22 protein-coding genes are annotated in these 21,833 nt (G+C 50.6%); 9 read left to right on the top strand and 13 right to left on the bottom strand.

What is annotated here, in order from left to right; translation table 11 throughout:
• Positions 1–316 precede the first annotated feature (316 nt).
• From JYJ62_RS04115 to pqqA, 6 genes are all read right to left on the bottom strand, one after another.
• Entirely contained in the window at positions 317–1,177 is an 861-nt protein-coding gene (locus JYJ62_RS04115; RefSeq protein WP_205340947.1) for a hypothetical protein, read from the bottom strand.
• A complete protein-coding gene (serC, locus tag JYJ62_RS04110; RefSeq protein ID WP_205340946.1) occupies positions 1,158–2,252 on the bottom strand; it encodes a 3-phosphoserine/phosphohydroxythreonine transaminase in 1,095 nt (364 codons plus the stop codon). Before serC ends, JYJ62_RS04115 begins: the two co-directional genes overlap by 20 nt.
• The gene (locus JYJ62_RS04105) at positions 2,252–2,755 is read right to left on the bottom strand and encodes a urate hydroxylase PuuD (RefSeq protein WP_205340945.1); all 504 of its coding nucleotides are present in this window, start codon (positions 2,753–2,755) and stop codon (positions 2,252–2,254) included. Before JYJ62_RS04105 ends, serC begins: the two co-directional genes overlap by 1 nt.
• Before the next feature lie 99 nt (positions 2,756–2,854).
• Positions 2,855–3,988, bottom strand: a complete 1,134-nt coding sequence (gene pqqE, locus JYJ62_RS04100) for a pyrroloquinoline quinone biosynthesis protein PqqE (protein ID WP_205340944.1) — start codon at positions 3,986–3,988, stop codon at positions 2,855–2,857.
• The gene (gene pqqD / locus JYJ62_RS04095; RefSeq protein ID WP_205340943.1) at positions 3,957–4,250 is read right to left on the bottom strand and encodes a pyrroloquinoline quinone biosynthesis peptide chaperone PqqD; all 294 of its coding nucleotides are present in this window, start codon (positions 4,248–4,250) and stop codon (positions 3,957–3,959) included. Before pqqD ends, pqqE begins: the two co-directional genes overlap by 32 nt.
• A gap of 58 nt (positions 4,251–4,308) precedes the next feature.
• On the bottom strand, positions 4,309–4,383 hold the full coding sequence (pqqA, locus tag JYJ62_RS15940; RefSeq protein ID WP_205341308.1) for a pyrroloquinoline quinone precursor peptide PqqA: 75 nt from the start codon (positions 4,381–4,383) through the stop codon (positions 4,309–4,311).
• Positions 4,384–4,698: 315 nt separating this feature from the next.
• Here pqqA and JYJ62_RS04085 point away from each other — a divergent pair, with 315 nt between their 5' ends.
• The gene (locus JYJ62_RS04085) at positions 4,699–5,061 is read left to right on the top strand and encodes a hypothetical protein (RefSeq protein WP_205340942.1); all 363 of its coding nucleotides are present in this window, start codon (positions 4,699–4,701) and stop codon (positions 5,059–5,061) included.
• 121 nt (positions 5,062–5,182) lie between these two features.
• Here JYJ62_RS04085 and JYJ62_RS04080 read toward each other — a convergent pair whose 3' ends face one another.
• Positions 5,183–5,467 (bottom strand): hexameric tyrosine-coordinated heme protein, encoded by a 285-nt coding sequence (locus JYJ62_RS04080; RefSeq protein WP_205340941.1) that lies wholly within the window; start codon positions 5,465–5,467, stop codon positions 5,183–5,185.
• Between the two features lie 346 nt (positions 5,468–5,813).
• Between JYJ62_RS04080 and JYJ62_RS04075 the strand changes: the two genes are divergently transcribed.
• From JYJ62_RS04075 to JYJ62_RS04055, 5 genes are all read left to right on the top strand, one after another.
• Positions 5,814–8,270: an insulinase family protein gene (locus JYJ62_RS04075; RefSeq protein WP_205340940.1), complete on the top strand. Its 2,457-nt coding sequence runs from the start codon at positions 5,814–5,816 to the stop codon at positions 8,268–8,270.
• Between the two features lie 364 nt (positions 8,271–8,634).
• Positions 8,635–9,780, top strand: a complete 1,146-nt coding sequence (locus JYJ62_RS04070) for a porin (protein ID WP_420042819.1) — start codon at positions 8,635–8,637, stop codon at positions 9,778–9,780.
• 146 nt (positions 9,781–9,926) lie between these two features.
• A complete protein-coding gene (gene nosP, locus JYJ62_RS04065) occupies positions 9,927–11,099 on the top strand; it encodes a nitric oxide-sensing protein NosP (RefSeq protein ID WP_205340938.1) in 1,173 nt (390 codons plus the stop codon).
• Positions 11,086–13,665 (top strand): NahK/ErcS family hybrid sensor histidine kinase/response regulator, encoded by a 2,580-nt coding sequence (locus JYJ62_RS04060; protein WP_205341307.1) that lies wholly within the window; start codon positions 11,086–11,088, stop codon positions 13,663–13,665. The genes nosP and JYJ62_RS04060 overlap by 14 nt, the downstream gene beginning before the upstream one ends.
• A 107-nt stretch (positions 13,666–13,772) precedes the next feature.
• Positions 13,773–14,102 carry a helix-turn-helix domain-containing protein gene (locus JYJ62_RS04055; protein ID WP_205340937.1) on the top strand — a complete coding sequence of 110 codons (330 nt, stop codon included), beginning with the start codon at positions 13,773–13,775 and terminating at the stop codon, positions 14,100–14,102.
• A 96-nt stretch (positions 14,103–14,198) separates the two neighbouring features.
• On the opposite strand, the gene JYJ62_RS04050 is transcribed toward JYJ62_RS04055, so the two are convergent.
• From JYJ62_RS04050 to JYJ62_RS04025, 6 genes are all read right to left on the bottom strand, one after another.
• Positions 14,199–14,861, bottom strand: coding sequence for a response regulator (locus tag JYJ62_RS04050; protein ID WP_205340936.1), 663 nt, complete (start codon positions 14,859–14,861; stop codon positions 14,199–14,201).
• A 36-nt stretch (positions 14,862–14,897) separates the two neighbouring features.
• Positions 14,898–15,446, bottom strand: coding sequence for a rhodanese-like domain-containing protein (locus JYJ62_RS04045; RefSeq protein ID WP_205340935.1), 549 nt, complete (start codon positions 15,444–15,446; stop codon positions 14,898–14,900).
• 110 nt (positions 15,447–15,556) lie between these two features.
• A complete protein-coding gene (locus JYJ62_RS04040) occupies positions 15,557–16,354 on the bottom strand; it encodes an ABC transporter permease (RefSeq protein WP_205340934.1) in 798 nt (265 codons plus the stop codon).
• Positions 16,351–17,082 (bottom strand): ABC transporter ATP-binding protein, encoded by a 732-nt coding sequence (locus JYJ62_RS04035; RefSeq protein WP_205340933.1) that lies wholly within the window; start codon positions 17,080–17,082, stop codon positions 16,351–16,353. The genes JYJ62_RS04040 and JYJ62_RS04035 overlap by 4 nt, the downstream gene beginning before the upstream one ends.
• Positions 17,079–18,038, bottom strand: coding sequence for a YVTN family beta-propeller repeat protein (locus tag JYJ62_RS04030; protein ID WP_205340932.1), 960 nt, complete (start codon positions 18,036–18,038; stop codon positions 17,079–17,081). The genes JYJ62_RS04035 and JYJ62_RS04030 overlap by 4 nt, the downstream gene beginning before the upstream one ends.
• A 57-nt stretch (positions 18,039–18,095) precedes the next feature.
• On the bottom strand, positions 18,096–19,274 hold the full coding sequence (locus tag JYJ62_RS04025; protein ID WP_205340931.1) for an ABC transporter substrate-binding protein: 1,179 nt from the start codon (positions 19,272–19,274) through the stop codon (positions 18,096–18,098).
• Between the two features lie 159 nt (positions 19,275–19,433).
• Between JYJ62_RS04025 and JYJ62_RS04020 the strand changes: the two genes are divergently transcribed.
• Genes JYJ62_RS04020 through JYJ62_RS04010 form a run of 3 tightly spaced genes read left to right on the top strand, consistent with a single transcriptional unit; the run spans position 19,434 to position 21,799 of the window.
• Entirely contained in the window at positions 19,434–19,871 is a 438-nt protein-coding gene (locus tag JYJ62_RS04020; protein WP_205340930.1) for a copper-binding protein, read from the top strand.
• A 25-nt stretch (positions 19,872–19,896) separates the two neighbouring features.
• Complete coding sequence (locus JYJ62_RS04015; RefSeq protein WP_205340929.1) at positions 19,897–21,171, top strand: sensor histidine kinase; 1,275 nt, start codon at positions 19,897–19,899, stop codon at positions 21,169–21,171.
• Positions 21,152–21,799 (top strand): response regulator transcription factor, encoded by a 648-nt coding sequence (locus tag JYJ62_RS04010; RefSeq protein ID WP_205340928.1) that lies wholly within the window; start codon positions 21,152–21,154, stop codon positions 21,797–21,799. The genes JYJ62_RS04015 and JYJ62_RS04010 overlap by 20 nt, the downstream gene beginning before the upstream one ends.
• Positions 21,800–21,833: the final 34 nt, after the last annotated feature.

Below are 21,833 nucleotides of genomic sequence, written 5' to 3'. Positions count from 1 at the left end.
GTTCAGCTCCTATTTATTTGTATATCAATTAGTTACAGTTAATGTGCAATGTATGTTGATTAAGGGCCTCTGGCTCGAACGGCCTGTCACGCCGGGGTCGCGGGTTCGAGTCCCGTCCACTGCGCCATCTTACGAAAGTTCTGACTTCAATCTGTTAATACGATTGCTCAACCTATCCGCTATCTTGTTCGATACTGAGCCTGCTGCTTGCGTCGAGTCATCCATGCTTGCCTTTAATGTGGTGTTTAATAACTGTGATGACAATAAAAGCGTGAGAGCCGATTTTATACAATACGTGTAGCTTTTCTACGCAACCCTAACGCAGTACTTGGTAGGCGATATCAACGCCGTTAAACACGAGGGCGTTATGTAGCTGGACCAGATCGGCACCGGCATTCAGCCGGTCTTGATAGTGCTGTGCTTGGCTGACGCCGCCAATAGCAATTAAAGCTGTCTGCGCAGGGATAGTTTTTCGACAAAACTCTAGCTGACGGCAGGCATGTGCTTGTGCGGCAGGATTTTGCCAAAATGAAAAAGCATGTTGGGTGACGGGTTTACCTAAATCAAAGGAAACGGCAATTCCTTCGACTGGAAACGCTTGCAGCCGCGGCATGATCGAAGACAGGTAGTCTGAGTGCGCACTGCTATGCAGTTTTAAAACAATCGGGACATGTTTCGCATCATGTTGTGCCGGGTTTAATTGCTGGGTTTTGACCTGTATTACCCGCTGAAGAATCGTCTGTAAAGTGTCTTGGCTATAGCTTTCGTAAACATTAATGCTGAGGTAATCAGCAATTGTTGCGAGCTGTGCTAAGTGCGTAGTAAGTGTGGTCTTAAACTCTGTTGGGCTAAGGTCATGGATCTGCAGGTTAACCCCAATCCGTGCAGCAGTGACGCCTGCCGGCGGCTCTTGAATCAGTGCTGATGTGCAGTGCGCCAGTGTCCAGCTACCGAGTTCGATATGACCAAAGCCCAGTGCTGCGGCGGCTTTACCGAGCTGTCCGTGTTTATCGAAACCGGCGGCGATCCCCAAGCGATTGGCAAAGTTAAGGCCCAGCACGCGTGCCGCTTTATTATCGAAAGCCAGTGCTGCTTGGGCGGCTAGCGGTGCGGCGCGTGCGTGTTGGCAGGCGGTGCGGAACGCCACCTCTCTATCGTTAACGGCTGTGAGTGGCACGAAAGTACTCCATAAAGTGCATCAGCGCATCGATGGCTTCAGTGGTTTGCGCGTTGTAGAGACTGGCGCGGATGCCGCCCAAGTGTTTATGACCTTGCAGATTCAGCAAGCCGTGTTGTTCAGCGGCGCTTAGAAACTGCTGTTCAAGGGCGGTGCTCGCTAGGTTAAAGCACACATTCATCATCGAACGGCAGCACTTATCGACAGGGCAGCTATAAAAATCATCAGCATCCAGCAGAGCGTAGAGAGTGTCTGCGCGTTGTCGGTTTCTGTGAGATAAGGCCAGCACACCGCCTTGTTCGATAATCCAATCGCAGGCTAAATCGGTGAGATAGATACTGTAGGTGAGCGGCGTATTAAGACGGTTGTTATTAACAATGTGTTCTTGATAGCTGAAGATGTTCGGTAGCTCTGGGCGTGCTTTTTTGATCAGATCATCGCGGATGATTAAGATAACCAAGCCGGTGGGGCCGATATTTTTTTGGCAGCCGGCATAGATCACTCCGTAGTTTTCGATACAGATAGGACGCGACATAAAGTCGGAGGTCATATCGGCAATCAGTGTCATGGAGCCGAGTTTGGGGTCGCTGTGAAAAGCCAGGCCAGTCGTGGTTTCATTGCTGGTGATATGGCAATACGCTGATTGCGGAGGCACAACCCAATCGGCTGACGCTGGAATGCGTAACGGTGTTGCGTGATTGACGCTGGCGCCCAGATGAATGGTACCGTGCTGTTTGGCTTCGTTTGCCGCTTTCATCGACCAGTAGCCGCTGTCGATATAAGTGGCGTGGCCGCCATGCGGTAGCAGGTTCATGGGAATTAAAGCAAACTGAGTCGAGGCACCGCCCTGCATAAATAGGATTTGATAGTTGCTCGGCACTGCTAAAATATCGCGTATTTTTTGCTTAGCAGCAGTCATGATGTCGATAAAGTGCGGGCTGGTGAAGGGCATTTCTAGCACTGACATACCGCTGTTGTGCCAATTAAGCAGTTCACTCTGCGCGCGCAGTAACAGTGACTCTGGCATCACGGCGGGGCCACCAGAGAAGTTGAAGGTTTGTGCTCGAGTGCGCATTAGAACAGCACCAAGCCATGGCTGCCTGCGACCATAAAAAACAGTAGCGGCATGGATAAAATAGTATTGCTGCGTGAGGAGAGAAAGGTGATGCGAGAGCAGCGAATGCGTTCCTGTAGCGGCGCGGCGACAAAGCCCAAGACTTTTTTCTGATGCGGCCAAAGCACAAACCACAGGTTGCAGACCATGATAATACCCAGCCACGCGCCGATGCCAATCACGGCGTGATGGCCTTCTAGACTTAAGGCTGAGACCAACGTGCCGCGATAGCCGAGCATCGCTAAGCCTGAGAACAGCACCAGCAGTGACGCATAGCGAAAGGCGCCATGCTCGCGTTGCATTCTGCGAGTTAAAGCTAAATCGCGATCTTCTGCTGAGGCTTCACTGTGCAACGCTTTGAATCTTGGATTTTGCACAACGTTGGCATAGTTATGGCCAATCCAGACTAAAGCAAACAGGATATGCAGGTAGCGCAAGAACATATCGAAGACTGCAAACATCATCTTATACCCCGCTGATCAGTGCTGCTGCGAACAGATATAAAACTGCGGTTAACACCACGCCAGCACTGAGGGTGCCGAGCAAAGAGTCATGCGGGAGTTTCATGGCTCTAACTCCAAGTTAACCCAGCCGGCTTCGCGAGCAATCAGCGTGGTGTTGCTGGTGTTATTGGCGTGCTGTACGGCGTCGATAATTAACGAGTGATGCTCTGACTTACTGCAAGCAGGGTCGGTATTAGCGGCATCGCCGGTGAGTAAAAAGGCTTGGCAACGGCAGCCGCCAAAATCGGTGGTTTTTTCGGAGCAGCTGCGGCACGGTTCTTTCATCCAGCTGTCACCGCGGTACAGATTAAACTCGTTTGACTGGTGCCAAATCCAAGACAAATCCTGCTTGCGTACATTAGGGAAATTAAGATGTTTCATGCTGCGGGCTTGTGAGCAAGGTAAAACTGTTCCATCCGGTGCCACGGTTAAATGAATACTGCCCCAGCCATTCATACAGGCTTTAGGACGGCCTTCAAAATAGTCTGGAATCACAAAAAACAAGGTCATTTTGTCGCCCAAGCGCAGGCGTGCAGCGTTGACCTGTGCTTCGGCTGTAATCAACTCCTCTTGGGTGGGCATCAGTTGATCGCGATTGATTAACGCCCAGTTATAGTATTGAACATTGGCCAGCTCTAAGTACTCCACACCAATCTCTGCGGCGAGGTCAATAATCTCTGGGACTAGATGTATATTGATTTTTGAAATTGGGACATTGAGTACCATGGGAAAGCCCAAGCGTTTTATTTCTTTGGCGATCTTTATTTTTTTATCAAAGCAATCAACCCCAGAAATCCAGTGGGTTGTGGTCGGCTCGCTGGACTGCATGCCCAGTTGGATGTGCCTTAAGCCTGCTTCTTTTAAACGTTGTAAACGTTTAGTGGTTAAACCAATCCCTGAGGTAATCAGGTTGGTGTAATAGCCTAATTGATTGGCTTCGGCGACCAGCTCTTCGAGGTCTTTACGCAGTGTCGGCTCACCGCCAGAAAAGCCAATTTGCAATGCTCCCATCGCTTTGGCGTCATGGATAACTTTTTTCCACTGCTCAGTGCTCAGCTCATCGCTTAAGTCATCCAACTCTGTTGGGTTACTGCAAAAGGCGCACTTGAGGGGGCATTTATACGTCAGCTCGAGAAGCAACCAGATCGGCGCACCATTCCCATCAAGACGTAATTGTGATCCAACCTTTGCCATGACTGACCTCCAGAAAATCATTCACTTGCGCCAAAATAAAGTCTTCACTTGCAGTAAACTTTTTGGCAAGAAGAGCCGCGATGTCAGTGACTGAATGTTTGCCATCGCAATAACTTAATATTTCACCGGCGGTTTGGTTAAGTTTAACAATGCCTTCTGGATACATAATCACGAATGCATCTTGGGAAGGCTCCCAGCGGAACATAAATGACTCATTAATATTAAAAAAACACGCCGCTGATATAGAGCTTTTATTGTGCATAGAGTGAGCTCCTTTTGTATGAAGGAGCACTGGAAATAGAGTCTCCAGTGCTCTATTATTAGCGAACGTAAACGTAGGCTGTTACTTCGAAGCCGAGTCTTAGATCGCTGTACGCTGGATTAATCCACTGCATAATTACCTCCACTATTTTTATTTGATTTAGAACGATAGGTATCGCTCTGGTTTGAGTATATGACCTTGAAAAGCAGTAGAGACACAGTGCTTTAGAAGTAATAGCTGTGCCATTTAGTGTTGTTTTCTCGTTTATCTATTGATATTGTTTTTAAAATAAGCTTATTGATATTTATCATTTTATTAGTGTTGTTTTTATTGTAAGCCCGACATAATTAATCGATCGAACGTAATAAAATTGATAATTGACTGCAGGTTGTAGCCTGCAGTGAGCATTTTTAAAAACGGCGCAGCTCGCGTCTAACAAGGAGTAAGAATGAACGTAGTAAAAGGTTGGGCGCGCTGGACGGTGTTGGTGGCAATGGCAGCCGGATTGGCGGCCTGTGGCGGTGCGCCCTCAGAAGCAGAGGTGCGTCAGGTGCTGCAGGAGCAAATCAAGCACGATTTAGATAAGGTCACCGGCATGATTGATGCTGAGGATAGTGATCTCAATACGATGTTAGCGAGCATGATGCCCAAGATTGAAAACATTGCTCTGCAAGGCTGTGAGTCCGAGGCTGATAGTGTTTATCTGTGCAGCGTTGAAGCGACAGTGACAATGCTGGGGCAGGAAAAAACTAATATTGAAGCGGTGCGTTTTAAGAAGAACAAGCAGGGCGAGTGGACGATGGTGCGCTGAGTATTAATTCATATTTTCGGCAATTTTTACTTGGCTTATAAAACGCGCAGTAGAGTGACTCTATGCGCGTTTTATAATGCGTTCATCTGTGCTTAAACGCTAAGTTGAATAAAGGTAAAACTTACTTTTTCCAATAATTATTGGCGGCAGCAACCGTTTGAAAATTGGTCGCGACGGTTTGTGATACAGCGATTAGGTTATCAGCATTAGTTTCATATTCGGCGCGAACTTGTGTGCGCTTTTCTGCTGAGGGTTGAGTCAGTTTGACCGCAATACGTGAGAGTTTGACCGCCAGTTCGTAGCCTTCTTGAGGCGTGGCAGTCTCGAGGGTCGTAAGCCATTGCTCAGCGAAGGCAGCAGGGCTGAGTAGGGCGGTGAGGCAGAACGCGGTGATGAGCTTTTTCATAGTTTTCTCACTTTTTTTATTTATGTATGAAATGCACTTCACTCAATGAAGAGCAACCTTAGTCTGTATAGCATTGCCGTGCGGGTTAAATACGACCTTGGTGGTTTTAACATATATTTAGCCTTGCGACCAAAGTGCCAAGTCACATAGCGCCGAGTAGCGCCGAGTAGCGCTCTGTACGTCAGCGTTATTGCTAGTTAAAACACCAGTCTGGGTTATCCCGTCACTGCCAATCCAGTGGCCGCAACATTTACAGGTACAGCGCTAGGCTGAAACTGGTTCTAAAGTACTGTTGCGTTATCGCGCTGAGCTCTTGATCGTGTCGGTACTTGGCTAAGAGGTATTTATGCAGCAGACATATTCAGAGCATCATTCGCTGTGGCAGACCATGCTGGCAGAGGGCTGCGAACTCCAGGTCTTACCGGCAGGTGATTCAGCGCAGGCCGCCTTGGCCTTAAGTTTTGCAGCGGGCAGTCATGCGGAGCCGGCGGACTACCTGGGCATGGCGCATTTTTTAGAGCACCTGGTGTTTCGTGGCAGTCGCAATTTTGCCTTGGATGATGGCTTGATGGCCTTTATTCAGCGCAAGGGTGGCCATGTCAATGCGCAAACCCAAGCCGAGCACACGCTCTTTCATTTCCAAGTAGAAGCGCCGCTGTTTCTCGAAGCTTTGGCGCGTTTGGTGGATATGCTGGTGGCCCCACGTTTAGAGCCGGCGATGCTGAGCTCTGAGCGTGAAGTGATCCATGAAGAGTTTAAGTTGTACTGCCAAGCGCCGCAGATTTTACTGGATGCGGCGCTGGCTCCGTGTTTAGTTGCACGCCATCCTTTGCAGCGCTTTTATGCTGGCAATCGCGACACCTTGCGCATTGAAGACGCGGCGTTTGCCCCAGCGCTAGCAGCCTTTCATCAGGCGGCTTATCTGCGCAGCAGGTTAAAAATCGTCTTGCTGTTACCGCAGGCGTGGCCGAGTTGGCAAGCGCAGGTGCTGAGTGCGTTACAGCCATTAACGGTGCTGCCGCGTGAGCAAACCGTTAGCCGAGCGCCTGCTATACAGGTGCCGAGCGGCTCTGTGGTTAAGCTCAGGGTGCCGGGTAATCAAACTTATCTGGTAGTGCATATCCCGATTAATCAGCACGGGCAGGGCTTAGCTGAACTGGTGGAAAAAATGCAGCATGCTTTAGCGCTACGCATCGGCCAGACCTTCTTAGCCTATGCCGAGCAGCAGGGCTGGTGTTCGGCCATCAATGTCCGAGCCGCTTATCAGGCTGAGGCGCAAGGCGTGTTAACCGTGCAATTTAGCAACCCAACCACTGCGCATACGCTGTTGCTTGAGGCCTTTAGGCAATGGCTCGGTCAATGGCAGACGCAATTGCGCAGTGCCGAACAGCAGGCCTACGAGCAGCAAGCACAGGCCAATCGCTGGCTCGTTGCTGAGCCATTGCGCAAAGCTCAGCAGCTGCTGGCCAGCCGTTGGCCTATCTCTGATGGCGTATCTGTCGAGTGTTTAGCGGCTATGGAGGCTGTGCTGGCGGCGGTTGCCGAGCAGGCTTTTGTGCAAGTGATGGCTGGCGCTGACGAAGTTGCAGGCCGCTATGATCAGGGGCTGCCATTGCAGATAGAGGCTGTTGCGCCGCCGCAACACCTCAGCACAGTAACGCTGAGGGTGCCGCAGTTTAGCTTTGCCAGTGATTTTGCCCATGGCCAATCCAGCGCAATGCAATCAGTAGCAATAGAGCACAGCCATTTAAGTCACTGCCCATCAGTATCTTTTCCCAAGGGTATAGCCGTTTGCTACTGGGGCTGGTCGCTGGCGAATCCGCAACATGCGGCGCAATGGCTGCCGGCGCGACTGGCCGCTGTGTCTGAGTTACTGAGCTATAACGCCGTGGATTGGCAAGTCGAGTGTACGCAGAGTCATTTATTTATCCGCATCAGTGGGCCAGCAGAGTATTTGCCTATCGCTGTTAACCAGCTCTTAAGCGCGCTGGAAGAGCCTTTAACAGACGCACCGTTGCCAGTCAGCGGTCATTTTGCCTTGCGTCGCTTGCTGCAACGTTTGCCGCGGGCGTTAGCAGGCGTCGCACTCGCAGCGCCCGCGCCCGCACAAATCAGCTTAGCAGCCCAGCCGCAAGTCGCACTATGGCTCGGCGCGGCTGATCACGCAGGCTTGTTGGAAGCGTGTTATCTGCAAGGTTTACAATCCTTGAGTGGCGTCAGTCCTCCGCTCGCCGCAGCGAGTGGCTGGCAGCACGTGGATGATAGCGGCACTGAAGATGCTTTGCTGATTGTCCATATTCCGTTGCCTGCTCGCGCCATTGTCGAAAAAGATCGTCTGCGTCTGCTTAATCGTGTCTTTGCTCAGCATTTACAAACGGCTTTGCAGCGCTATTTACGCGAGCAGCGCGGGCTCTGTTATGCGGTGTTTGTCTTGCCTTATGCGCAAGGCGAGCATGAAGGGTTGTCTTGTGCTGTGCAGTCGAGCAAGGTCAGCGCCGCACAATTACTGATCGAGATTAAGCAGTGCTTAGCCGACTATCACGCGGCCCTCGATCAGCATCTGCCAACCTTACTTGCGGAGCTCGGCTTACAGGTTCAGCAGCTCGTGCAGGGCGCGTTGGGGCTGGAGCGCCTCAGTCAAATGTTGTTTCGGCATTGGCGTGAGCAGCGTTTAGGCTTGGGCTTGGCCGCAGAGATACAGGCAGCGCAGTTAGTCACGGCAGAGGATATTCAGTCCTATGCACAAGCCATCCAAAATCAGCAGCACTGGTTGTTGTTGAGCAATCAGCCGCTTGCTGGATGATCTGGGCGGGCGACGGCGCGCTTAAGGCGCGTCACGCCACGCTCTCGATTCTCTAACCCTTCTCCCTCTAATGGCCTGCTGCTAAAGCACTGTTCAGCGCTGTTGTGCTGCTTGGGCGCTGCTTTTCTGTGATTTTTTCCCGGTGCTGTGGGTCGCGGTTTTTCATCCTTAGGGATAGCGACTATTGAGCTGAAATAGAACGCTCTAAAGATCTGCTTAGTAAGTTCAAAGAGTTGGCCACTAAAGCTGCGTATTAGTCGAGCGCCTAGCTTCTAATAATCAGTGTCGAAGCGACTGATAGGTCAGTTGTTCCATTTTTGTGGAGAAGACTATGTATAACAAGAAAATTGCCAAACATATTTTTATGCCGTTAGCGCTCGCCGGCGCTATCGCAACAGCCAGCAGTCCAGCTCTGGCTGAGATCGTTCTGTATGATAAAGACGACACCACCTTTTCTACCGATGGTTATGTTAATGCGTTTTATGTCAACAGTGATGTTGACCGTGATGGTGATCAGTTTGACCGCCGTCAGTCGCGGATTAAAATGGGTTTCCTACCCAACTATATTGGTTTCAATATGGGTAAAAAAATTGATGGGTTGCAGCTAGGGGCGCGCGCATCATTTTGGGTGACGATCAACGACAGTGATGATAACGGTACAGGCACCGATATCGACGTTCGTCAGTTTTACGGTACAGCCGCCGGTGAGTGGGGTGAAGTGCTGATTGGTAAAGATTTCGGTTTGTTTGCCCGTTCCAACATCCTGCTGGATGAGCTGTTGGCCGGTTATGGTCAGGTCAGTGACACCTTGGGTCTTGTCGATGGCGGTGGTGTGTCCTTCGGTAATATCGGCAGTGGCTACCCGTATCCCTTCCCAACCTCACAGATTACTTATCGCTCGCCAGTGATGAGTGGTTTGCGGGTGGCGGTCGGGGTGATGGATCCAGTGGATACCAACGACAGCAGTGCCTTGGGTAAGGCGTATCAGAAAAACCCACGTTTTGAATCGGAAGTGACCTATCAGTTTGATCTGGCCGGTGCGAAGATTTACTCATGGTTGAACGGTGGTTACCAAACCTCTGAAAACACCGACAGCAGCGTTAAAGACGTGACCTCAAAAGGCTTAGGCTACGGCGTACAAGCAAAAATGGGTGACTTTACCCTCAGCGGTTCTGGCTTTACCGCAAAAGGCATTAACCCGTTCTTTACCAATAACGCCGGCAACGCAACCTTGCGCGATATCGACAGTAAAGGTTACTTGGCGCAAGGCTCCTATCGTTTTGGTAAAAACCGCTTGGCGTTAAGCTATGGCCAAACTAAAGACGATGGTAACGGTATTGGCGTAGGGGCTGATTATGAAACCCGTGGTATCGCCTTATTCCACGATATCAATGACAACTTAAAATTAGTGGCTGAATACAATCAGTTTGAAATTGATGGCCATAAGGGTAATACCGCGGTCAATGAAGACACCAATACCTTTGCGGTCGGTGCTGTTTTGACCTGGTAAGACACCTTAGCTAAAGCGAAGCCAGAAGTGTTCACACCTTCTGGTTTTTTTCTGTTCAGGACTTTAGTAGGTGCTGCTCGCGACTGAAGGGGCATGGGTTTATTACGGGATGCTTTTAAAATAGGGACATACTAGGTAGGTGAGTTATGGGTCTAGCACAGTTCTCATTTGATAATGAAGGTATCACCACAGCCGTCTCCTTTGCCCAACAGGCAGAAGAGGTGGCTGAGGATTTAGCACAGCAGTTGCTTAACCCAGATTTAGGCTTTGTCTTGTTTTTTTGTTCTGCTGAATATGATTTACCCGCTTTATCCAAAGCGTTAACCCGTCATTTTGGCGATATGCCGCTGGTCGGTTGCACCACTGCTGGGGAAATTACCCCTGAAGGTTATGGGCGTGGTTGTATCAGCGCGATCGGCTTTGATCATCGAAATTTTTCCATTGCCAGTGTCTTAATTGATGAAATGGAGCGCTTCAGTTTATATGACGCGCAAGCACTGGTAGATAATCTAATCAGTGATTGCCGTAGCAATGCGGTCGCGCCGATTAAAGATCACAGTTTTGCCTTAACGCTGCTGGATGGTTTATCCAGCCGTGAAGAAGTGGTCTTGGCTGCCCTCAGTGCTGCGTTAGGGAGCATTCCGCACTTCGGCGGCTCAGCCGGTGATGACAATCATTTAACCCACACTCATGTCTATTACAACGGCCAATTTCATAATGGCGCGGCGGTGGTGGTGTTGATTAACACCCACCTAGACTTTGAGGTTTTTACCACCCACCATTTGCAACCCTCCACAGAAAAACTGGTGGTGACCAAGGTCGACAGCGACTCACGACGGGTGTTGGAGTTTAATGCCGAACCGGCCGCCAAAGAGTATGCGCGCTTAATCGGCCGTGATTTAGATGAGCTGGATATGCATATTTTTTCCAGCCATCCATTGGCGGTGAAAATCAGTGAGCGTTACTATCCGCGGGCGATTCAGCAGACCAATCCAGACCAGAGTCTGACGTTTTATTGTGCGGTAGAAAATGGCATTGTCCTTACTGCGATGAACACCACGTCCTTGCTGGACAATGTCAATCAGCTGTTCCAAGGGCTCAATCAGCGCCTCGGTGAGCCATTAATTACGATTGGCTGTGATTGCTTTTTACGTCGTTTAGAAATTGATAGTAAAGGGGGGCAGCACGCCATCGAAGAGGTGTTGCAAAAACAGCATGTGATTGGTTTTAACACCTATGGCGAGCAGTTTAATGGCATGCACATCAACCAGACCTTTACTGGCGTAGCGATTGGACGACCTAAATATGGCCAGCGCTGATCTGGCCACGCAACTGCTGGCACTCCAGCAGGAAAATAGCAAACTGCGCCGCATCAATGCCGCTTTGGTCGAGCGGGTGGAGTCCGGTACGTCGCAAAGCTCGGATGCCTATGCGGCCTTTCGCCACTCCGTGGTGTTGGCTGAACAAGTACGCGAGCGCACCGACGCGCTCAATCAAACCATGGCCGATCTGCAAAAAAGCAACATCCTGCTCAGTGGTGCGCGGCAGACCGCCGAAGTGGCGCATCAGCATTTAATTGATGCGATTGAAAGTATCAGCGAAGGCTTTGTCTTATTTGATAAAGAACAGCGCATCGTTTTATTCAATCGCCATTTCAAACATTTCTGGGATAAAAGTGCCTACCGTATTGATGTGGGCACTTGCTTGCATGAGGTGAAAACCTTTATTGAAGACACCGGCCTGATTGTGGAAAAGCAACGCAGCGGTCGACAACGAATTTTATATCGCCTGCGCACTGGGCGTTGGTTACAAGTGACTGAGCGTCCCACGCAAGAGGGCGGTTTGGTGATTTTATACACCGATATCACCGAGCTGAAACACAGTGAGGCGCAACGCCGTGAACAGGCGCTGGCGCAAAAAACCCGACTATTACAGAAAACCGTAGATAACTTATCGCAAGGCGTGGCAATGGTCAGCGCTGAGGGTGTTTTAGAGCTGTGGAACCATCGTTTTCTGGAGCTCTGTGATCTGCAGCCGATCGAGGCCAATTGTTTCTTTGTTGAAGTCATGGCTGTCAGCGATACCGCAGTATTAACACCGCAAAGTCTCGATAAACGTGGCCAGCCTTTGTTGCAAAAAGAGCAGCGTTTAGCGGATGGCCGCGTGGTTGAAATTCGCACGCATCCGTTGCCTGGCGGTGGTTTTGTTAATACTTTTACCGATATGACCGAGCGCTATCAACATGCTGAAGCGCTGCGTAAAAGTGAGCAGTGGATACGTCTGATTACTGACCATGTGCCGGCCATGATCGCCTATGTCAATCAAGACTTTGTCTACGAGTTCACCAATAAAGTTTATGAGGAATGGTACCGCTGGCCGCGTAACAGTATTTTAGGGCACAGCTTGCGCGAGGCGCACAGTGATGAGCACTTTCTGCGTTTGCAGCCGTATATTATTCGTGCCTTAAATGGCGAAAGTCTGACTTTTGATGTGGCGGAAAGCAGTGTCTTGGGTAAGCCGCGTTTTATGCAGCGCTCTTATGTGCCCAATCGGCAAAGCAATGGCGACATTACCGGTATTTTTGTTTTGGTGCGTGATATTACCGAGCGTCGGCAAACCGCCGAAGCCTTGCATCAAGCCTATCAAAACCTTGAAGGGCGAGTGCGTGAGCGTACCGCTGAGCTGACCCAGTTAAACACCCAGCTAGTTTCAGAGATTGATGTGCGCAAGCAAGCGGAAGTGCATCTGCTCGATGCCAAGCGTGAAGCAGAAGAAGCCAATTTATCGAAAACTAAATTCTTAGCCGCAGTCAGTCATGACCTGTTGCAGCCACTGAATGCCGCGCGCTTATTTACCGGTTCCTTGGCCGAGCATCCGGAAGCAGCCAATTGTTTAACCTTGGTAAGAAATATCAGTAATTCGTTGGATGATGTCGAAAATCTACTGGGCACCTTGGTCGATATTTCCAAGCTGGATGCGGGCGTGATTAAGGCTGATGTTTCAGCGTTTGCAATCAAACAACTGTTGGATAACCTGGCGGTGGAGCATCAACAGCTGGCGAAAAGTGTCGGTCTAACTTTAGATTTTGTGCCCAGCTCGGTGTTGATCAAAAGCGATATTCATTTGCTGGCGCGAATTTTACGTAATTTCCTCAGTAATGCCATTCGTTACACCGAGAGTGGACGGGTGTTGTTAGGCTGCCGCCGCCATGCTGGCTATGTCTCGATTGAAGTCTGGGATACCGGAATTGGCGTTCCAGATGATAAAAAAGAAGAGATTTTTCAGGAGTTTAAACGCGGTGATGGCCAGCACTTAAAGCAAGACCGTGGTCTTGGTTTAGGCTTGGCGATTGTCGATAAAATTACCCGTATTTTAGGCCATCGCGTGCGCGTGGCGTCGCAGCCGGGTAAAGGCTCAGTCTTTGCCGTGGACGTGCCCTTAGCGCATGCGTATGAGCTGCAACAGCAGCCAGAAGTGGACGTGCCGTCTTATGCTTTAGATCGTCTGCAGGGTGCGCGGGTCTGGGTGCTGGATAACGATATGGCCATTTGTATGGCGATGCGCACCTTATTGGAAGGCTGGGGCTGTTTGGTCAGTACCGGTCTCTCGGAAGACGATCTAATCGAGCAGGTCGGTAGCTTTCAAGCGGCGGCAGATTTATTGGTTGTTGATTATCACTTGGATAATGAGGTCAATGGCGTTGATGTGGTGGTCAAGATAAATCAGCAGCGCAAGCAGCCGATTCCCACGCTAATGATTACCGCCAATTACAGCAATGAGCTGAAACAGCAAATGCGCGCTCTCGGCCATACTCTCATGCATAAACCGGTCAAACCCATGCGCTTAAAAACCGCCATGAATCATCTGCTGGATCAACAGCGTTAAAGCCTTGACTCTGATGCGCAGGGTCGTGGCAACATATCAATTGCTTTGTGTGTTTATAGAAACTAATATGTTGCTTATATCGATAAAAGCAATATATGTGTTTACCTATGGACTCTATTCTCCAACAAGTTAAAGAACGTCGTGAAGCACTGGGTTTTAGGCAGAGTGACATGCTGTTACGTATTGGTATTTCTCGACAGCAGTATCAGCGCTTAGAAGCCAAGGGCAATCCTCGACTGGATACCCTTGAGCTGATTGCCAAGGGGCTTAACAGCGAAGTTTTATTAATTCCCAAAGAAAAGCTTAATGCCGTCTTGGCTATTCTTAATACGGACGATGCTAACGTTTCAGCTGCTTCTGACAAACAACAGCTGTTTGATGAAGAAAAAGACTACTCAATTGATCCTTGGCAGGGATTGTTGGGGGACGAGACATGACTAGAGTGCCTCCCGATGAAGCAAGTGTTCTCCAGCTTAGCCTGTCAAGGACGCTGTGTGCGCCCAGGCAATCATGATTAACGCCAGCGAAGGCTTTTAGCGACGTAGGTAGGTGGAGAAATCAATATCACCGACGGAAAGGATGGCTTGCACGCGGTTGTGTACGTTGAGTTTTCTTAAGATCGCCGAGACGTGGGCTTTAACTGTGGTTTCGGCAATATCCAAGTTGTAGGCGATTTGCTTATTCGATTCACCCTTGGCCATGCGCTCGAGGACCTGCAGTTGTTTGCGGGTCAGGGCTTGCAGCAATTCTGGTGAAATCGTCGCTTCACGCGGCGTGCGGCGGGTGTTGGGTTGATCGGAGCGAATAATATCGGCCGGTAAATAGACATGGCCGGCGAGAACTTGCTCAATCGCTGCGGTCATTTTTTCGCGTGGCGTTGATTTAGTGATAAAGCCCACCGCGCCGTAGGTAATGGCTTGCAAAACAATATGCTTATCTTGTTCAGCCGAGACAATCACCACCGGAATGGTCGGTGCTTCGTTGCGTAAACTCATCAGGCCATTGAGCCCACTCATACCTGGCATATTTAGATCTAGCAGAATTAAATCGAGATTGTCATGCTCAGCGGCCAGCAGCAGAGTGCTGTCCAGATCAGCGGTTTCGAGAATCGTACAGCCTGGGAAACCGGAACGAATGACATTGCAAATTGCTTCGCGAAACAGCGGGTGATCGTCAGCAACTAAAATGTTGTACATGGTTTTTGATCTCTTTTTTATAGGCAAGGCATGCGATTACTGAAAAGGAACAGGTTGTGCGGGCACCAGCGGCAAATCAGCTTGTTGCCAGCCGTCAATGCCATCACGTAGCCAGTACAGGTTACTGTAACCTAAAGCGTCGGCACGTTTAATCGCATTCCAGCCCAACCAGCAGTCGGAGCGGCAATAAAATACGATCGGATGAGCTTTATTACCCTCAGTGGCCTGGGCAAACTGCTGTTGGCAGTAAGCTGCCCATTGCGCGTCGAGGACACCATCACCGCAGTTGGCCAGCCAAAGACTATTGGGCAGATTACTGTGCTGCTCTTGCAGGGTGTACACACCCCGTAGCCAAGGATTACGGTAGACATCAATCAACAACAGCTCGGGGTGTTGCTGCTGCAGGGCGACTAAATCGCTGGGCTCAAGGGTTTGCGCCTGCTCATGAAAGGTTGGTGTCGGGCTGCGGTAAAGGGTGTTGCGATAACCGTCTTCAGTAAATAAAGGGATGTCTGCGGCATAACTGGGCGCTGCCGCTACAGGCAGTAAGGTTAAGGCAAAGGCAGTAAGGAGTGTTTTTAACATTATTATTTCTCACTGTTGTTGAATTCATTAGATGCAAAACAGCCGTCTTTGGGAATGCTACATTGTGTGGCTTGGCTTTCTACTAAAGTACTGTTTTTCTGTGATTGCGCTTATTTACTGGGTGCCGTGCGTAAGGAGGTGCGTTTTGGGCTAAAGGTCAGCACCGCAGCACAGAGGCAGATGGCCGTGGTCGCCGCACAAACCATTAAGGCAACCGGGTTAAATTGTAAATACAAGGCATAGCGCACCAGTTCTACGCCATGGCTAAAGGGGTTGAGGACGCAGAGCCAATACAGCCAGAGGCTGGCTTCTTGCATTTTCCACAGCGGATACAGGGCTGAGGATAAGAAGAAGAGCGGGAAAATCACGAAGTTCATCACCCCAGCAAAGTTTTCCAGCTGACGAATGCCATTGGATAACAGCAAACCAATCGCACCGAGCATCAAGGCCACCATTAATAGCGCCGGTAACGCCACCAGTAAGCCCAGCAGTGGTGGTTGGACGCCGTAGAACCAGGTAATGGCTAAGAAAATATAGACCTGCACAATAGAAATACACGCGCTGGCCAGCAGTTTGCAAATCAGCAGAAAACTCCGCGGCTGGGGACTGGTCAGAAGAATGCGCATGCTGCCCATTTCACGGTCATAGACCATGCTGAGCGAGCTTTGCATGCCATTAAACAACAAAATCATGCAGGCCAAACCCGGCACGATATAGGTCTCGTAGGTGATGTAAGTGTCGTAGGGGGCAATAATAGCGATGCCCAGTGCCGCGCGAAAACCGGCGGCAAAGACGATCAGCCAGAGTAATGGTCGGACTAAAGCACTGAGTAAACGCGTGCGTTGCTGCCAAAAGCGCAACCATTCACGAAAGAAAATCCCCGAGAGGCAATACCAGTAGGCTTTCATAGCGGCGCCTTTTGCGTAAGCTGTTCGAATATCTGCGGCAAGGACTGCTGCTGATACTGGTCTTGAATCGCTGCAATACTGCCGTTGGCGACTAACAGCCCTTTATTGAGGATTAACACATGATCCTCAGGGCCGATTTCATCCAGTATGTGAGTGGTGGAGAGCACGGCAATATCGCGTTCTTGACAGAGGCTGCGCAGGTGCGTTTGTAAAGCTTGGCGGCTGGCCGGATCGAGACCAACGCTGGCCTCATCCAGCAACAATAGGCGTGGATTGTGCAGCAGCGCGCGGGCAATCTCGACGCGGCGGCGGTGACCGCCATTGAGCAGGCGGACTTTATCGTGGCGGCGCTCGCTGAGTTGCTGACGCTCCAACTCAGCATTAATGCGCTGCTTGGCGTCCGCCGGTGAGAAACCATGCAGGGCGGCATGGTAGCGTAGGTTTTGCTCAACGGTCAGATCCAAATCCAGCGTGCTTTGTTGAAAGACCACGCCGAGCTCACGTAACGCTGAGCGTGGTGCGCGCGTTAGATCGTGGCCACTGACCTTGATCTGCCCCTGTTGCAGCGGATAGAGGCAGGTGAGCAAGGAAATCAGCGTGGTTTTACCGGCGGCATTAGGCCCGAGTAAGGCCGTCACTCGACCTCTAGGGCAGGTAAAGTTCAGGCCATGCAACACGGCACGAGCGCCATAGGAAAAACTGACATCGCTGACTTGCAAAGCATTCATGGCGTCACCACAACACCCCAAGGGTAACGGCCGACTTTAATCGACTTGGTCACTTTAAGGCTGTCGATATCAATCAATGACACATCACCGCTGACACCATTGGTCGAAATTAGGGTTTTTTGATCCGGAGTAAAGGCCATGTGCCAAACGCGGCGACCGACCAGCAAGTAATCTAAAATCTCCCACGTCTTGGCATCCACCACAGCAATATGGTTGGCTGGGCCGAGAGCGACGAAAGCGTAGCGGCCATCGTCAGTCAGTTTGATGCCAACCGGTTGGATTTTGTCCGGGTGAATGCCTTTGATCTCAAAGGTCATGGTCTTCAAAATCTCCCGCTGATCGACATCGATAATGGTGACCGTACCGCCAATTTCAGCACTGGCCCACAGGCGTTTGCTGTCTTTGCTGAACTCGACATGGCGCGGACGTTGATCAACCAGAGTGTTATGCACCAGTTCATTGCTGGCTGTGTCGATCCAGTGCAGCATATTGGTGGTTTCGCTGGTATTCACCGCCCATTTACCATCCGGACTGACCGCCATCCCTTCTGGCTCAACGCCGACATCAATCTGTGCCATTACCACGTTGCTTTCGACATCGACCACGGTGACCAAGGCATCGTCTTCATTGGAGATATACAGCCATTTGTTGTTGGGGTGTAAAGCGAATTGCTCAGGGTCATCGCCTGAGGCCAGTTCTTTAATGATGCTGTGATTGCTTAAGTCCATGACTTGCACGCGATCCGAATCGCTGGCGCAGATATACAGTAGCTTGTTGTCATGTGAGAGCAACAGGCCGCGCGGACGCATGCCGACCTCTAAGGTCTCGGTCACGGTTTGTGTGGCCAGATCAATCACGCTGATCGTGTTGTCTTTCTCGTTGGAAACGTAAGCGGTCGCGGCCAAGCTGCTGTGGCAGATCAGCATTAGGGCAGATAAAGGCAATAAACGGCGCATGGTATGTCCTTCTTGTTATAAATAATTAACCAGTACAACAGGCAGTACGCGCTGTTGTTACAGGGCTTTGTCGCTTAAATGACAGGTGGTTTCTGCTTGGTCAAAACCTAAACTGTCCATTTCATTGTGTGGGTGCAGGTAGCCTTCTTGTGGTGAAGTACTGACCAATGCGCGAGGGTGGACTAAGGCGATGGGTTGACGTAATTGTCCGCTCCAAGGGCGAAAACTGAGTTTGCGTCCTTTAAAACCATCGATGGGTAATTGCTCGCTGAGCGCCAGTTCACGTATGGCCGTAGGATCAGCGTTGTTTAGTTTAGTCACCGCCGACGCAATGCTGCGTACGGCAATCCACGCCGCGAAGTCGACGCTATTCATCCAGCGTCCGGCGTGCTTTTCAAAACGTTTTTGCAGCTGTGCCGCGCCGTAGGTTTCAATGGTTTTATGCCAGCCGACGGGGGTTAAGCCTTGGGTGCCAATGACTGGCCGTGCTAACCAGGTGTTGTAGGGTAGGTATTCACCAAAATCACCGGCTTTGTCGGCCACCACGACCACGTCATACTCTTTGCTTTGGGTGAACAGCGGCATTTCGGCGCTGGCTGAGCGGCGTTGATCACTGCTGAAATCCCAGGTTTTTTCCGCTACGATTTTTAAGCCAAAGCGTTTTGCCGAGCGGCGTAGAGCATTGGCATAGGCGATATCTTCAGGGGCTTGGCCGACAATCAACAGCCATTTTTGCCATTGGCGCAAGGCCATAAATTGGGCCAATGCATCAGTCAACATGGCATTGCTGGGCAAGGTATGCAGAACATTAGTTAGGCAAGCGGACTGGCGTAATTCATCATCGGCGCTGCCAGCGTTAAACCATAAACTGTCCGGCAAGTGGTTGGCCAGTTGCTGCAAGATTGCCTGTGGGGCATTGACCACAAACAGGCGTACACCGGCGGCATGTTGCTGCTGCGCCATCGCCAGTAAGGTCTCGGCGTTATCCGAGCTGTGGCTGCTGAGGCTGTAGCTTTGTTTGAGAAAACGCCCGGTGCTGTTGTTATCGACTAAAGCCAATTCAGCACCGCGCAAGCCGGCATCGGTCGGCTCGGGAATGACATTCGACAACAACGGCCGCGGCGCCGGTTGATAGGCTAAATAAGCAATAGCGATATCGAGATTCGCAGTGCTCGCGGTTACCGCGTAGCTGACTGAGGCACAGCTCAGACCGATTAGAAATAGTAAAATGCGCATAATAAAGACGTCCTCGCTAATTAAAAACCAGCATAGGAACAGTGCGCCGCGAAAGGAATATGCAGAAAGTACCAACTAGGCAGTACCAAGGTAGGAGATTGTTTAGATTGGTGTCTGATTAGCATGGACTTGTCATAAAAATAACTAGGAAGACAGACTATGAGTTTTTTAAAAGCGACGACTTTAGCCACGGTGCTGCTCTGTGGTATGGCGGGGATTGATGCGGTTCACGCCGCCGGAGATTTGACCACTAAACCTGAGCGTCTAGCTGATTTAATTATGGGCTCTGAGCAAAGTGATTACAGTTTTTCAGAAAAAAGCTATCAGTTGCAAACCGGCAGTTCCTACCGTCTCAAGGTGATTTCTAACGGGCAAAAAGAGTGCGCGTTCCAAGCACCACAGTTTATGCAATCGATTTACTTACGCAAAGTTGAAGCCGGTGGCATCGAAGTGAAAGCGGTGATGTTGACCGAGCTTGAGTTTGAAGACGCCGGCCAAGCGGAGATGTTCTTTGTGCCGATTAAACCCGGTAGCTACCCATACTTCTGCAAAGGCCTGGAGAGTAAAGGGATGCAGGGCGAGTTTGTTGTTAAGTAAGCTTTAACCCACAAGGATCAAGCTGATGTCGACGCTATGGCGGATTAATGTCTATGTGACGCTATTTTTTGCCGCGGTGATTAGCGTCTGCTTAGTGGTGCTATTGCGTCAGGCTGAAGCCGATGTGCAGCGTGAGTTAGGCGCAGCACAAGTGTTGGTCGATTATTTAGCCGAAGCCGCCCCCAATGATCCTGAGCGTTTTGTTCGTTTAGAAGGCTATTTACGCCATGTGCGTCTGGAGTTGCTGGCCGAAGGGGAAAGCAGTCGTTTAAGTGCGGCTGCGCAGAACCATGATCGTTTAACCCGCTGGTTATACCCGCAGCCCGCGCCTTTACACCGCATTGAGTTGGACGATGGCCGCGCGCTGTTGTTGGCGATTGATCCAGAAGATGAAGTGGAAGAGGCACAAGATTCGATTGTGCAATTACTTGGCGTCTTTGCCTTAGCTCTGATCATGACTTTGCTGACCATTCGTTGGGCGGTCCGTCGTGGCTTGTTGGTGTTGGATGACGTGTTGTTAGCGTTGCAGCAAGTGGGCGAAGGGCAGTTGGCGGTACGTTTGCAAACCTATCCGCTGCTGGAAGCGGAACAGCTCGCCGAGCAGTTTAATAAAATGGCCGCAGCGTTACAGTCCACGCAAGCTGAAAATGTGCAACTGACCCGTGCCCTGCTGAATTTGCAAGACACTGAGCGCAGCCGTCTAGGGCAGACCTTACATGATGATTTAGGCCAATATGTGGCGGGGATGCGTGCGCAAATTAAGCTACTGCAAGTGGTGCACGAGCAACCGCAAACTGTGCTGTCGGTGGCGCACGTCTTGGAAGAACATGGCCGGCAATTACAAACCGGCTTTCGCTGTTTAGTGCGCGATCTGTACCCGGCCATGCTCGATCACCTCAGTGTCGTAGAAATGCTGGATAACCTGCAGGAGCACTGGCAGCAAAGTCATGCTGGGCAGTGTCGTTTGCATATTCTGGGTGCTATTCCGCGGTTAGCGGTGGCGCAAAAAAACCAGCTCTATCGTTTTCTGCAAGAAGCCTTAACCAATGTCAGCCGTCATGCCCAGGCCACAGAGGTGCAGCTCTGGCTGCAGTATAAAGATCATGCCTTGCGTATCTTATTGCGCGATAACGGCAGCGGCTCAGCGCTGCCACAGCAAGGTTTAGGCTTGCGCTCGATGGCCGAACGCGCGCGTACCCTCGGTGCACAGTTGCAGATTCAGGCGCGCAGCAGTCGCGGTTGGAGTATTTATCTCTATTTACCACTGACAGGTGACAACAATGAAAATACTATTGGTTGATGATCATGCGGTGGTGCGTCAAGGCTATGCCAGTTTACTCAAAGCCTTATTGCCCGAGGTACAGGTCGATGAAGCCGGCAGTGGCGAGGACGCCTTGCAGTGCGTGCCGGTATTAGCGCCGCATCTGGTAGTGTTGGATATAGGTTTGCCGGGGATCAGTGGTTTAGAAACCTGTCGACGTTTGCGCCAACGTTTACCGCAGTTACCGGTGCTGTTTTTTAGCATGCACGATGAATTGTCATTGGTGCGTCAAGCTTTAGATGCTGGCGCGTCGGGCTATATTACCAAAAGCTCCGCGCCCGATGTGTTGGTTGAAGCCGTACGGCGCACGCTGGCTGGGCACATGTATATTGAACAGGAATTGGCCACGCAGTTGGCCTGTCATAAGTCCAGCCACGGCGCGCTGGATCCGCGTTTGCAAAGTATGACGCCGCGTGAAATGGAGGTCTTTGTGATGTTGTCGCGCGGCTTTCCGACCCAGCAAATTGCCGCAAAACTCTGTATCAGTCATAAAACGGTGTCCAACTACATGACCTTACTCAAGCATAAACTGCAGGTCAGCTCGCATGTGGAATTGGTGCATTTAGCCATTGATACTGGGGTGCTGCGTATTGGTGAAGCCAGCTAATAAGCGCTGAGTTAAGCGCTATTAGCGACTCGCT

The sequence above is a fragment of the Denitrificimonas caeni genome (assembly GCF_905120345.1).
Taxonomy (GTDB): domain Bacteria; phylum Pseudomonadota; class Gammaproteobacteria; order Pseudomonadales; family Pseudomonadaceae; genus Denitrificimonas; species Denitrificimonas caeni_A.
Note: the sequence above shows the minus strand (reverse complement) of the source record. Positions and strands in the feature narration are given on the sequence as shown.